The organism is Salinispora mooreana, from assembly GCF_000379065.1.
Classification (GTDB): Bacteria; Actinomycetota; Actinomycetes; order Mycobacteriales; family Micromonosporaceae; genus Micromonospora; species Micromonospora mooreana.
In genome coordinates, this window is record NZ_KB900614.1 from 2,605,283 (window position 1) to 2,617,558 (window position 12,276).

Annotated in this window: 13 protein-coding genes; 6 read left to right on the plus strand and 7 right to left on the minus strand. The window is 71.8% G+C overall.

Going from position 1 to position 12,276, the window contains the following annotated elements; translation table 11 throughout:
* Positions 1-47: 47 nt before the first annotated feature.
* The gene (locus tag SALPAC6_RS0112295; RefSeq protein WP_026189602.1) at positions 48-1,247 is read left to right on the plus strand and encodes a hypothetical protein; all 1,200 of its coding nucleotides are present in this window, start codon (positions 48-50) and stop codon (positions 1,245-1,247) included.
* 137 nt (positions 1,248-1,384) lie between these two features.
* Here the strand turns inward: SALPAC6_RS0112295 and recG are convergent, their stop codons facing one another.
* Complete coding sequence (recG, locus tag SALPAC6_RS0112300; RefSeq protein ID WP_018253713.1) at positions 1,385-3,586, minus strand: ATP-dependent DNA helicase RecG; 2,202 nt, start codon at positions 3,584-3,586, stop codon at positions 1,385-1,387.
* Positions 3,583-5,202, minus strand: a complete 1,620-nt coding sequence (locus SALPAC6_RS0112305) for a DAK2 domain-containing protein (RefSeq protein ID WP_018253714.1) — start codon at positions 5,200-5,202, stop codon at positions 3,583-3,585. The genes recG and SALPAC6_RS0112305 overlap by 4 nt, the downstream gene beginning before the upstream one ends.
* A 206-nt stretch (positions 5,203-5,408) precedes the next feature.
* Between SALPAC6_RS0112305 and rpmB the strand changes: the two genes are divergently transcribed.
* Positions 5,409-5,600 carry a 50S ribosomal protein L28 gene (gene rpmB / locus SALPAC6_RS0112310; RefSeq protein WP_011905179.1) on the plus strand — a complete coding sequence of 64 codons (192 nt, stop codon included), beginning with the start codon at positions 5,409-5,411 and terminating at the stop codon, positions 5,598-5,600.
* Between the two features lie 121 nt (positions 5,601-5,721).
* Here rpmB and SALPAC6_RS0112315 read toward each other — a convergent pair whose 3' ends face one another.
* Together SALPAC6_RS0112315 and SALPAC6_RS0112320 are read right to left on the minus strand one after the other, a co-directional pair.
* Complete coding sequence (locus SALPAC6_RS0112315) at positions 5,722-6,189, minus strand: GNAT family N-acetyltransferase (protein WP_018253716.1); 468 nt, start codon at positions 6,187-6,189, stop codon at positions 5,722-5,724.
* Between the two features lie 29 nt (positions 6,190-6,218).
* Positions 6,219-7,172, minus strand: coding sequence for a thiamine-phosphate kinase (locus SALPAC6_RS0112320; protein ID WP_018253717.1), 954 nt, complete (start codon positions 7,170-7,172; stop codon positions 6,219-6,221).
* Positions 7,173-7,268: 96 nt separating this feature from the next.
* On the opposite strand from SALPAC6_RS0112320, the gene SALPAC6_RS0112325 reads away from it, so the two are divergent.
* Positions 7,269-7,502: an Lrp/AsnC ligand binding domain-containing protein gene (locus tag SALPAC6_RS0112325; protein WP_018253718.1), complete on the plus strand. Its 234-nt coding sequence runs from the start codon at positions 7,269-7,271 to the stop codon at positions 7,500-7,502.
* A complete protein-coding gene (locus SALPAC6_RS0112330) occupies positions 7,503-8,174 on the plus strand; it encodes a DUF3515 family protein (protein WP_018253719.1) in 672 nt (223 codons plus the stop codon).
* Between the two features lie 75 nt (positions 8,175-8,249).
* On the opposite strand, the gene SALPAC6_RS0112335 is transcribed toward SALPAC6_RS0112330, so the two are convergent.
* Both SALPAC6_RS0112335 and SALPAC6_RS0112340 read right to left on the minus strand, forming a co-directional pair.
* Positions 8,250-9,356 (minus strand): D-alanine--D-alanine ligase family protein, encoded by a 1,107-nt coding sequence (locus SALPAC6_RS0112335; RefSeq protein ID WP_018253720.1) that lies wholly within the window; start codon positions 9,354-9,356, stop codon positions 8,250-8,252.
* Between the two features lie 224 nt (positions 9,357-9,580).
* Positions 9,581-9,856, minus strand: a complete 276-nt coding sequence (locus SALPAC6_RS0112340) for a hypothetical protein (RefSeq protein WP_018253721.1) — start codon at positions 9,854-9,856, stop codon at positions 9,581-9,583.
* A gap of 229 nt (positions 9,857-10,085) precedes the next feature.
* Between SALPAC6_RS0112340 and SALPAC6_RS0112345 the strand changes: the two genes are divergently transcribed.
* Positions 10,086-10,931 carry a helix-turn-helix domain-containing protein gene (locus tag SALPAC6_RS0112345; RefSeq protein WP_018253722.1) on the plus strand — a complete coding sequence of 282 codons (846 nt, stop codon included), beginning with the start codon at positions 10,086-10,088 and terminating at the stop codon, positions 10,929-10,931.
* A 4-nt stretch (positions 10,932-10,935) separates the two neighbouring features.
* Positions 10,936-11,136: a DUF397 domain-containing protein gene (locus tag SALPAC6_RS0112350; RefSeq protein ID WP_018253723.1), complete on the plus strand. Its 201-nt coding sequence runs from the start codon at positions 10,936-10,938 to the stop codon at positions 11,134-11,136.
* A 66-nt stretch (positions 11,137-11,202) separates the two neighbouring features.
* Here SALPAC6_RS0112350 and SALPAC6_RS0112355 read toward each other — a convergent pair whose 3' ends face one another.
* Positions 11,203-12,234, minus strand: coding sequence for an ROK family protein (locus SALPAC6_RS0112355; RefSeq protein ID WP_018253724.1), 1,032 nt, complete (start codon positions 12,232-12,234; stop codon positions 11,203-11,205).
* Between the last annotated feature and the right edge of the window lie 42 nt (positions 12,235-12,276).

The following is a 12,276-nucleotide window of genomic DNA, read 5'->3' on the forward strand; positions in this document are numbered from 1 at the left end:
CTCCCGCCCGCCGGGCACGTCGTCCAATCCCTCATTCAGGAGCAGACGTGAACCGTCTCCATGCCCTATTCCGACGTGTCAGCGCCGTCGCCGCGGGCACCCTGCTCGGCCTCACCGGAGTGGCAATCTTCGCCGCCCCCGCCAGCGCCCACCACAGCAACGTCACGGGCACGGCCAAGTGCGACGCCGCCACCGGCGAGTGGGTTGTCACCTGGAACATCAAGAGCGAAAGCACCCCGGATAAGGTCAAGAAGTTCAAGCTGGCCGAGGTCGTGGCCAAGACCTACGTCGGCGGGAAGGCCACCAAGGTCACCATCCCCGACCTCCCCGTCACCGACGGTGAGAAGTACCCGTACAAGGTCAAGAAGACGCTGACCGCCAAACAGCGGGTGCCCGGCGACGTTCGCATGGCGTCGCTGGCCATCAAGGTCACATGGGACAACGGTTACACCGAACAGCGGTGGAGCAAGGCGACGGTCAATTTCTGCGGCACCTGCGAGGCGCCGAAGCCGACGCCGACCCCGTCGGCCTCCGAGCCGCCGACGCCGACGCCGACGCCGACGACCTCCGAGCCGCCGACGCCGACGGCCCCCAACCCGACGGCGAGCATCCAGGCTGACTGCGAGGGCATCGCCCACGTCACCCTCAACAACGCCGACGACGCGACCGCCCCGGCGAAGTTCACCGTCAAGGGCGGCGACGACATCATCGAGCAGGTGGAGGTCAAGCCCGGCCAGAGCACCACGGTGGAGGTTCCGGCGGAGCAGGCGGCCACGATCACGGTGACCGTCGAGGGCCGCACGAAGCCGCTCTTCGAAGGTGCGCCGGAGCCGGCCGACGACTGCGTCAAGCCGGGCGAGCCGACCGGCGCCTACAAGTCCACCTGTGACGAGCTGATCTTCGAGATCAACAACCCCGAGGACGGCGAGACCACCACCGCGACCTTCACCCCGAACAAGGGTGAGCCGCAGACGCTGACCGTCGAGCCGGGCATGAGCGGCACCGTGTCCTTCCCGGCCGAGGAGGGCCTGATCGTCACGCCGAGCGGCGAGGGCATCGAGAACCCCGAGCCGATCGCCTGGAAGAAGCCGGCGGACTGCACTCCCGGTGAGGGCGGCGGCGAGCCGGGCCTGCCGGTGACCGGTGCCGCGGCTGGCGGCATCGCCGCCGGCGCCGCCGTGCTGCTGGCCGTCGGTGGCGGCCTGTTCGTCATGGCCCGTCGTCGCAAGCTCCGGTTCACCGCCTGAGCTAAGGGTTACTGACCGCTGAGGGCGGGCCGACCGGCTGGTCGGCCCGCCCTTGGTCATTGGGCCCGTCCGGGCAGCAGCACGACCGCATCGTCCGCAGACCGGTGCCCGTCCGGCGCACCGCCGCCGTGACGCGGCTACCCCTTCTCCAGATACTCGGCGCGGTTCGCGTCCACCAGGGCCGCCACCGACGCCGCCAACGCCGGATGGCGCACCAGCTCCGGATCCTCCTCGACCAGGTTGCTCGCCTCGGTCCGGGCATCGCGGATCAGGTCCGCGTCCCGTAGCAGCGACAGCAGCCGCAGGTGCGAGCGGCGACCGGACTGGGTGGCGCCGAGCACATCGCCCTCGCGGCGCTGTTCCAGATCAAGCTCGGCGAGCGTGAAACCATCCGTTGTCGACCCCACCGCGTCCAGCCGCTCCCGCGCCGAGCTGCCCTCCACCGCCTCGGTCACCAGCAGGCAGAGCCCCGCCGCGGAGCCACGGCCGACCCGACCGCGCAGCTGATGCAGCTGGGACACCCCGAACCGGTCCGCGTCCAGCACGATCATCACGGTGGCGTTCGGAACGTCCACCCCGACCTCGACCACGGTGGTGGCCACCAGCACGTCCAGCTCACCAGCGGCGAAGGAACGCATCACCGCGTCCTTCTCCTCCGCGGGAAGCCGACCGTGCAGCACCCCGATCCGCAGCCCGTGCAGCGGCCCCTCGGCGAGCAGCGGCGCCACCTCGGTCACCGCGAGCGGTGGCCGCCGCGCGGTGTCGTCCTCCGGCGCCGCCTCCTCGTCGGAGGAGGGGCCGTCGCCGATGCGCGGGCAGACCACATACGCCTGGTGGCCGGCGGTGACCTCCTCCCGCAGCCGACGCCACGCCCGGTCCAGGAACGCCGGCTTCTCCGCGGCTGGAACCACGTGCGACGCGATCGGCGAGCGCCCCCGCGGTAGCTGCGACAGGGTGGAGACCTCCAGGTCTCCATAGACGGTCATGGCCACCGTACGCGGAATCGGGGTGGCCGTCATGACCAGCACGTGCGGCGGCTGCTCCGCCTTCGCCCGCAGCGCGTCCCGCTGCTCGACGCCGAAGCGGTGCTGCTCGTCCACCACCACCAGACCGAGATCGGCGAAGTCGACGCCCTCGTACAGCAGGGCGTGCGTGCCCAGCACGATCCCGGCGGCGCCGCTGCGCACCTCGCCCAGCGCCCGGCGGCGGGCCGCGGCACCCAACGATCCGGTGACCAGCTCCACCCGAGTGGCGTGCTCGGCGGCGTCCAGCTCGCCCGCCCGCCCCAGCGACCCAAGCAGGTCGAGGATGCCGCGGTAGTGCTGGGCGGCGAGCACCTCGGTCGGGGCCAGCAGCGCGGCCTGGCCACCGGCATCCACCACCTGCAGCATCGCACGCAGCGCGACCACCGTCTTGCCGGAACCGACCTCGCCCTGAAGTAGCCGGTGCATCGGATGGGCGGCGGCCAGGTCCGTGGCGATCTCGGTGCCGACCTCCCGTTGGCCGTCGGTCAGCTGGTAGGGCAGGCGGGCGTCGAAGGCGTCTCGCAGGCCACCGTCCACCCCGGGCCGTGGTCGGGCTGGACGGTCGGCCGCCTGCCGCTTGCGCCGCACCAGGGTGAGCTGCACCGCGAAGGCCTCATCCCACTTGAGCCGGCGGCGGGCCCGGTAGAGCGCCTCCTTACTGGAGGGCCGGTGCACCTCGCGCAGGGCGACGCCGAGGCCGACCAGGTTACGAGCGCTCCGCACGGTAGCCGGTACCGGATCCGCCGGTGGGTCGACAGTGTCCAGTACGACCCGCACGCACCGGGCGATCACCCACGTCGGCACCGCCGCGGCGGCCGGGTAGACCGGGATCAACGCACCCGCGAACTCCTCGACCTCCTCGCTGGCCGCCACCTCACCCTCGTCGCCGGCGCCGAGGAGCACGTACTCCGGGCCGTTGAGCTGCCGGCGGCCCCGAAACTCGGTGACCTTGCCGGCGAACAGTCCCCACCGGCCGGGGCGCAGATCCCGCTCGCGCCAGACCTGGTTGCCGAAGAAGGTCAGGGACAACGTGCCTCCCGAGCCGTCGCCGACCGTCACCTCCAGCAGATTTCCGCGGCGCTGGCGCATCGGACGTACGGCGGTGCGCTGCACCTGGGCCAGCACGGTGACCTGCTCACCGACCTCAAGCGACCGAATGTCGGTGTGCTCACCGCGCTCGTCGTACCGGCGGGGGACGTGGTAGAGCAGGTCACCCGCCGTGTGCAGGTCGAGATGGGTGGCGAGCGCCTTGGCCGTCTTCGCCCCGACCAGCTTGCCCAACGGAGTGTCGACGGTGGCCTGGTCGGCGGTCATTCGACCCCCACCAGGAGCGGGTGGTGCGGCTGCCCGCCCTGGTACACCTGCACCTCGACGAACGGCCAGGAGTGGACCACGTGCTCGCGGACCGCCTCGGTCAGGCCGGCGGGGGCGTCCGCCCCGACCAACAGGGTCACCAGCTCGCCACCGCCGCCGAGCATCCGGTCGACCACGGCGGTGCAGGTGTCGAGCAGGTCCACCCCGATGAGGTGCACCTCGCCGTCAACCAGGGCGAGCACGTCCCCCGGGCGGCAGGGGCCGGCGACGGTCAGGGCCGCCCGGCTGGCACGGCAGACCTCCGCGTACCGGCAGGCGCCGGCGGCCTCGGCCATCGCGATCACGTCGTCCTCGAAGCGCCGACCCGGATCCCGGACGGCGAGCGCGGCGAGCGCCTGCACCGGCGACCGGGTCGGGACCACGCTGACCTTGACGCCGAGCAGCGATGCCGCCCGGGCCGCGTCGTTCGCCATCGCCTGGGTGTCCGGGTCGTTGGGCAGCACCACGACGTGGGCAGCGCCGGTGGCACGGACGGCGGTCAACAGCTCATCGGCGGAGGAGATGTCCTCCAGCACCGTCGCCTCCGCCGCGGTGCAGAGCTCGACGATGCCAACCCCGGTGGCCACCACCACCGCCGCCCGGCGGTCCGGGGCCGGGTCGGGCCCGGGCGACGCGGGCGGCCGGGGCAGGTCGGCGAAGCGGGTCACCACGATCCGGTGCGGACGACCGGCGACCACTCCCGCCTCGATTGCCGCGCCGACATCGTCAACGTGCACGTGCACGTTCCAGGTGCCGACCGCGCCGTCGCCGACGACCGCCAGCGAGTCGCCCAGGGCACCGAGCTCCTCGCGCAGCCGGGCCACCGCCGCCGGTTCGGCGTCGAGCAGGTACTGCACCTCGTAGGCGTACGTTGACCACCTGCTCTCGCGGGCGTCGTCGGCCGGCGGGTGGGACGACCGGCCGGTGAGCTCCGGACGCGCCGGACGCTCCCCGGTGACCACCTCGACCAGGGCGTCGAGCAGCAGGCAGAGGCCCCGCCCACCGGCATCAACCACACGGGCGCGGGCCAACGCCGGTAGCTGCTGGGGCGTTCGGCCGAGGGCTTGGGCGGCCTCGTCGGCCGCGGCCCGGGCCACCGTGCCCAGCTCGTCCCGGCCGGCCCGCTCGGCGGCGCGCGCTGCGGCGGTGGCCACGCTGAGCAGCGTCCCCTCGACCGGAGCGGCGACGGCGGCGTAGGCGGCGCTGGCGGCGGCGCGCAGGGCGGCGGCCAGCGCCCGGCCCCGCACCACCGGGACCGCGGCCAGCGCGTCAGCAAAGCCGCGCAGGATCTGCGCCAGGATCACGCCCGAGTTGCCCCGGGCGCCGAGCAGCGCGCCCCGGGCCATCAGCCGGAGCGCCCGCCCGTGCGGGGTGGGCCCGTCCTCGGGGAGCGGGTCCAGCTCCATCGCCAACGCCTGCTGCGCCGAGGTAAGGGTGAGTACCAGGTTGGTGCCGGTATCACCGTCGGGTACCGGGTAGACATTGAGGTGGTCGATCTCGCCCTGGTGGCGCTTCAACGCGACCAGCCCACCTGCGCACCAACGGCGGACCGCGGCGGCATCGAGGGTGTCCAGCACGGGGAGTAGCCTACTGGCGCGCTCCGACCCGCGTCTGGCCCGGCGACACGTGCCGGGCGTGTCCGCGCGAGGCCAACTGGTTCGTGCCGAGCCGGGTGGGTCGGAGGGGGGTTGGGCGCCGCCAGCAGGCATCGGGTAACCTGGCCGGGTTGCCCGGGCAGCGCCTGGTGACGACCTCATGAACGGATCAATCCCAGGAGTATCCCGTGGCTAGCGTGTGCGACGTCTGTGGTAAGGGGCCGGGCTTCGGCCACAACGTGTCCCACTCGCACCGGCGGACCAACCGCCGCTGGAACCCGAACATCCAGTCGGTGCGCACCCCGGCCGGTGGCGGCAACACCAAGAAGCTGAAGGTCTGCACGTCCTGCATCAAGGCCGGCAAGGTTACCCGCGCCTGACGCGGTAACCCAGCCGGACCGCGCCGGCGGACCCCGACGGGTCCGCCGGTTTCGCGTTACCGGGGCCGGGCGTCTCCGCACGCGGAGCCGGGGCCGGACACCTTCCGAGCAGGGCGCGGAGTCAGAGAGCACGGCCGAACGAGACGCAGCCCGGGGCATCCTTGTAGAAGCCGAAGTTCGGGATCTGCGCGTAGCCGGATGAACGGTACAGTGCGAGCGCCTCGGGTTGCCGATCGCCGCACTCCAGAACGATCCGCTGCCGGCCCTGCTCGCGCGCGGACTGTTCCACCGCCGCCAGGACGGCTCGGGCCACGCCCCGCCCCCGGGCGTGTGGTGCCACGTACATCCGCTTCAGCTCGGCGGTCTCGACCGACCCACCGTGGCTGCGCCAGCCGCCACAGGCCACCGACTCGCCGTCGAGGTGGGCGATGAGGAAGGTCCCGGCGGGCGGCTCGAACTCGACCGCGTCCACCGGGGTCTCGTCGCCGCTGCCGCCGTATCGCACGCCCAGATCGGCGAGGGCCGCCTTGATCAGCCGCTGCGCCGTCGGCGAGTCGAATCGGGTGGGGTAGATCCGCAGGTTCCGCACCAGTGCAGGGTACGACCCGTCCGGTGCGCCTACCGGAAGTGGTCCCAGCCGGCGGGCCCCTCCCACTGCCGACGGTCAACGGTCACCCCGGAGCCAGCGGTGACCGCACCGATCGGCTGCCAACCCGCCGGCAGCACCGCCGTCGGGGGGAAGGTCGCCACGAGGGCGTGGTCGTCCCCGCCGGTCAACAGCCAGGTGTACGGGTCAACGCCGAGCGCCTGGGCCGCGTCGCGCATCTGCCGGGGCACCGCGAAGGCGTCCCGCCGCACATCCACCGCCACCCCGCTCGCCTGGGCCACATGCCCCAGGTCGGCGAGGAGCCCGTCCGAAACATCGATCATTGCGGTCGCCCCGGCCCCGGCCGCCGTCGGTCCGGCCTGGTACGGCACCTCGGGTCGTCGGTACGCCTCGACCAGCAGCCGCGGTGTCCGGAAGCCTCGGGACAGGACGGTGAGGCCAGCCGCCGCGTACCCGGTCCGACCGGCGAGCGCCACGACGTCACCGGGCTGGGCCCCGGCCCGGGTCACCGGCGCCCGGCCGCCGAGATCACCGAGTGCGGTCACCGCGATGGTCAGGGTGGGACTCGCCGACATGTCCCCGCCCACCACGCTGGCCCCCACGACGGCGGCCTCCGCGGCCAGGCCGTCGGCGGTCTCCTCCGCCCACTCGGACGGCAGCTCCGGTGGCATGCAGAGGGCGACCAGCAGGGCGGTCGTGCGCGCACCCATCGCCGCGATGTCGGCGAGGTTCGCCGCGGCTGCCCGGTGCCCAATGTCCCGCGCTGCGGACCAGTCCCGGCGGAAGTGCCGCCCCTCCACCAACACGTCGGTGGAGGCGACAACCCGGGCGTCCGCGGCGGCCACCACCGCCGCATCGTCTCCGGGGCCGAGCAGGACGGTCGGTCCGTACGACAACCGAGCGGTAACCCGGTCGATCAGACCGAACTCGCCCAGCCCCACGACACCGTTGCCGCGTTCGCTCACCGCTTCTCCTTCTCCGCCGATCGGAATCCGGCCTGGTCGGTAGGGTATTTTCTCCCTTCGGGCCGCTCATCCGGCGGCGATGGAGGGAGGTCGAACGTGGTACAGGCGTACATACTCATCCAGACAGAGGTCGGCCAGGCGCGTGACGTGGCCGGTCAGATCGCGAAGATTACCGGCGTTGTCCGCGTCGACGCCGTCACCGGGCCCTATGACGTGGTGCTGCTCTGCGAAGCGAAGACCGTGGACGAGCTCGGCGACCTCATCGTCAGCAAGGTGCAGATGGTGCCCGGAATCACCCGCACCCTCACCTGTTCGGTGGTGCGTCTCTAAGTGAGCAGGCTGCCCGACGAATCCGATACCACCACCGCCCACCACGACGCACCCGTCCCGGAGGACGACACCGCTACCGACGGCGCCGAAGGGTCCCCGCAGGGCGGCCGGGACCGCTCCAACCGCGGCGCGGCCCTGATCGCGACGGCGGTCGCGCTCCCGGCGACCGTGCTGGCCGGCGTCGTGGCGTTCACCCAGTTCGCCCCGGATCAGCCGGAGCCCGGGTCGAATTCGGCGACCACCCCCGCGCCGCTGTCGACCGCCGCGGTGGAGATGGCCGCTCCGGCCCTGGCCGAGCGCCCCGCCACCGTCTGCCGTGCCCTGCTCTCCCAGCTTCCGCCGGCGATCCGGGAACTGCCGCAGCGTCCGGTCACCGCCGGCCCCGAGCAGAACGCCGCGTACGGTGACCCAGCCCTCACCGTGGCCTGCGGCGGCGCGGCACCGACCTTCGCCGACACCGACAAGCTCTGGTTGGTCAACCGGGTCTGCTGGTACGGCAGTGAAGCGGAGGGCAGCACCGTGCTGAGCACCGTCGACCGGGAGACGACGGTCACGGTCCGGGTGCCCGACGGCTACGACCAGCCGCTCCAGTGGGTCTCCCCCGTCTCGGAAACGATCATCTCTACGGTCCCCTCCATTGACGATGCCCCGACCGGCTGCCGCCCCGGGTAGACCCCGTCAACGGGCCGCCGCCACGGCGACCGGACCTGCCGGAACGGCAACCCTGGCGCGCGGCGGCGGGGCGGGTCAACGCAGGCCGCCCCCACGGTGCAGTGCGGTCCGGATGAGGCGGTTGATCAGCTTCGGGTACTCCAGACCGGCGGCCGCCCACATCCGCGGGAACATCGACGACGGGGTGAAGCCGGGCATCGTGTTCACCTCGTTGAGGTAGACATCCAGCTCGGGGGTGACGAAGAAGTCAGCCCGCGCCAGTCCGGCGCAGTCGAGCGCGGTGAAGGCGCGGACCGCGTACTCCTGTACCTGGCGGGTCACCCGCTCCGGCAGGTTGGCGGGGATGTCGTACTCAGAGGCGAGATCGGCGTCGATATACTTCGCCTCGAAGTCGTAGAAGTCGTGCTCCCCGACCACCCGGATCTCGGCGAGCACGGACGCTTCCGGTGCCCCACCGGCCTCGCCCTCCAGCACCCCGCACTCGATCTCGCGGCCGACGACCGCGCCCTCGACGAGGACCTTGGAATCGATCTCCCGGGCAGTGGCGACCGCGTCGTCCAGGGCCGCCCAGTCGCTGATCTTGGTGATCCCGAAGGACGAACCGGCCCGGGAGGGCTTGATGAAGACCGGCAGGCCGAGGCGCTGCTTGTCCTGCTCGGTCAAGGTCATGCCGCTGCGCAGCACCACGTAGGGGCCAACCGGAATCCCCTCGGCGGCGCAGAGTTTCTTGGTGAACTCCTTGTCCATGGCGGCGGCGGAGGCGAAGACGTTCGCCCCGACGTACGGGATGCCGGCCATTTCCAGCATCCCCTGGATGCTGCCGTCCTCCCCGTAAGCTCCGTGCAGGACCGGAAACACCACGTCCACGTCGGCGAGGGCGCGGGGCCCCGCGGTCGCGTCGAGTACCAGCAGCCCACTGTTGCTCGGGTCAGCGTTCAGCATGACGGCGTCCCCGGACTCCGCGGTGATCTCCGGCAACCGCCGGGCACTGATCGCGAGCTGGTCCGGATCACCTCCGGTCAACACCCACTGGCCGGCGCGGCTGATCCCTACCGGCACGATGTCGTACTCGTCGGGGTCGAGCGCCGCCAACACGCTGCCGGCACTGACACAGGAAATGCCGTGTTCCGGGCTGCGTCCGCCGAACACGACCGCCACGCGGGTCTTGCCTGGGGTGGTCACTGGCCCTCACCTCTTTGTCGGCTCGTCGCATCTGCCGGGGCGCTCACCTTGGTGACCTTACTGTGCGTGGCGAACGTCGGCGGGCGATACCCCGTTGAGAGCCCGCGGGCCGAGCAACTAGCCGCCCCACAATACGGTGGGTAACCGAATTGTGGGGATGTATCGGTTTAGCTGGGTAGGAAGGAGACGATCCACCGACTTCCGGCAGCATGCCCGGCCGTCGGCTACCGGCGACTGCGCCGCCGGCCGATCGCAATGAGCTTGACCCGCTGCCGCCCCGCCCGCACCATGCCCAGCGCCATGAAGGCTCCCGCGATGCGCTCGGCCGCCTCGCGGCTACTCGCGCCCACCACCTGCCGGCGCCGCTCCGGGCTGGCCTGTTCGTCCCGGCCACAGTCCTGGGCGCGCACATCGGTGAGCACCACCAGGAACCGGGTCAGCGCCACCGGGCCGGGCTCGATGGCGCCACCGCGCTGTCGGGGCAACTGGGCAGTTCGCATGTCGAGTCCCTCCGGACGGCGAGCCATCGGGACGGCGCGCGGCAACCGGGTCCGGGGGAGGTTACCCGACCACCGCGCGCCTCATCCCTCCGAGTCGCTCGCCGCCACCGTCGCCACGACAACCGTCAGCGAGGACCTGACAACAGAGTGACACTGCGACAGTCGTGAATGCAACTCTCACCCACGTTCTCTCATTTACCGCCTCCCAAATATGTGCAAGGATCGATACATGGCCCCGAAAACCGCCCGTGCCCGCCGGCTGGGCATCGCCCTGCGCACGCACCGGGAGGCCGCCGGCCTGACCCTGGAGTCCGCTGCGGACGAAATCAGCAGCACCCGCAGCACCCTGTCCCGCTACGAGAACGCGCAGACGCTGGTGAGCCCGGCGGTCGTCCGCGCGCTCCTGACCCTCTACGGTGTCGGACCAGACGAGATCACGGCCGCAACACAGCTCGCCAAGGACGCCCGCAAGCCCGGCTGGTGGGTCTCCTACTCATACCTTCTCGACCGGCGCACCATCGACTTCATCGCGCTGGAGGCCGAGGCCACCGCGATCGCCAACTTCGAGCCCTCCGTGGTGCCCGGCCTGCTCCAGACCGCCGACTACATCCGCGGAGTGATGCGGGGCGGTCCGCACACCCTGACTGACGACGAGGTCGAACAGCGGGTCCAGCTCCGGCTCGACCGGCAGCAGCGGCTCACCGCACCGCGCCCGCCGATCCTCGACGCCATCATCGACGAAGGCGCCCTACTCCGACCGGTGGGCGACCGGGCGGTGATGGCGGCGCAGCTCGGCCACCTCCTGAAGGCGAGCGAGCTGCCCAACGTCACCGTCCAGGTGATCCCACTGGCCGCCGGCTACCACCGCGGCACCCGCGGCTCGCTGCACATCCTGGAGTTCGCGGACCCCGAAGACCCCTTCATCGCCTCGGTGGAGACGGTCGCCGGCCAGATGGTCCTCGATCGCCCCGGCGACCTCCGCACCTGCACCAAGATCATGGATCATCTGCGGAGCGTGGCTCTCAGCCCGGCAGACAGCCGGAACCAGCTTCGGCACCTCATGGAGGGACGGTAGGACGATGACCCCGACGATCGACCCAGAGCTGACCCGGGCCCACTGGCGCACCAGCAGCCACAGCGGAGATGAGGGGGCGTGCGTCGAGATCGCGACGCTGCCGCGGGCGGTGGGGGTGCGCGACTCGAAGGACCGAGGCGGCCCGGTGCTGCTCTTCACACCCGCTGCCTGGATGGCCTTCGCCGCCACGCCACCACGTCGGTGACCGGTCGGGCGGCGGTACCGGTCCCACCGTCGCCCGACCACCGGAAGCCAACTCCGGCCGCCCCGGTCACCGCCCCGGTGCCGACGACACCCGCAACGCCGCGAGGGCCACCCCGCGCGCCCCGGCCATGTCCCGCTCCGGCACCAGCGCAAACCTCGCCACCGCCGCCTGTTCCTTCCGCAGCACGGTGTGCTCGCGGACGATGGCGAGGAACCAGTCGCGAAACTCCGGAGCCGCCTCCACCACGCCCCCACCGACGAAGTACGCATGCGGATCAGTCAGATTCGCCGCGAGGGTGAAGAGCCGGCCGATCGCCTTCGCCTGCTGAGTGAAGATCTCCCGGGCCAGCGGGTCGCCCCGCTCGCCCAGCCCGCGGACCAGCTTCGCCGCCCGCACCAGCGGCTCGGCGGCCAGCGGATGCCCGGGAAACCGGGTCAGCCAGTACGGCAGCAGGTTACGGGCGATCCCGGTCAGCGACGCGATGCTCTCCGCGTCGCCGACGAACCCACAGCCGCAGACCGGATCCGGTTGACCGGGGCCAAGCAGGCCGGTCAACGGCAGCCGCACATGCCCCAGCTCCCCCGCCATGCCGGCCGCACCGGCGATCACCCGCCCGCCTTCGACCAGCCCGCCACCGAGACCGGTACCGACCACCACGGAGACCGACGAGCGACGCGCCGCATCCGCGCCAAAGTGCGACTGGTGCGCGTACAGGGCGGCGGCGTTGCCATCGTTGAGATACACCACCGGCAGGCCGAGCCGCCGCTGAAGCGCACCCCGCACGTCGTAACCCCGCCACTGCGGCTGGGAGAAGTTGGTCGAACCACGCGAGGAGATCACCCCGGTGGCGCTGGCCGGACCGGGGGTGTCCAGCCCCACCGCCCGGACCAGATCCCGAGTCACACCGACCGATGCCAATGCCCCGGTGAAGGCACCCGCGAGGGCCTCGATCGCTGCCTGCGGACCGGCCTGGACCTCGCTCGGACTCTCGAGCAACCCGTCCACGAGAAAGCGTCCATCCACCGTCAGAACAGTGGCGTTGTTGCTGGTGCCGCCGTTGTCCAGACCAACGACCACCGGCGTTGCCGCGCTGCCCACGTTCCGCCCTCCCACTCCGGAGACGATGACGTGAGGTTAGTT

Coding starts and splice junctions, on each gene's coding strand:
- recG (WP_018253713.1), bottom strand. CDS start 3,586: ATGACCGCCGACCAGGCCACCGTCGACACTCCGTTGGGCAAGCTGGTC.
- SALPAC6_RS0112340 (WP_018253721.1), bottom strand. CDS start 9,856: ATGCGAACTGCCCAGTTGCCCCGACAGCGCGGTGGCGCCATCGAGCCC.
- SALPAC6_RS0112345 (WP_018253722.1), top strand. CDS start 10,086: ATGGCCCCGAAAACCGCCCGTGCCCGCCGGCTGGGCATCGCCCTGCGC.
- SALPAC6_RS0112350 (WP_018253723.1), top strand. CDS start 10,936: ATGACCCCGACGATCGACCCAGAGCTGACCCGGGCCCACTGGCGCACC.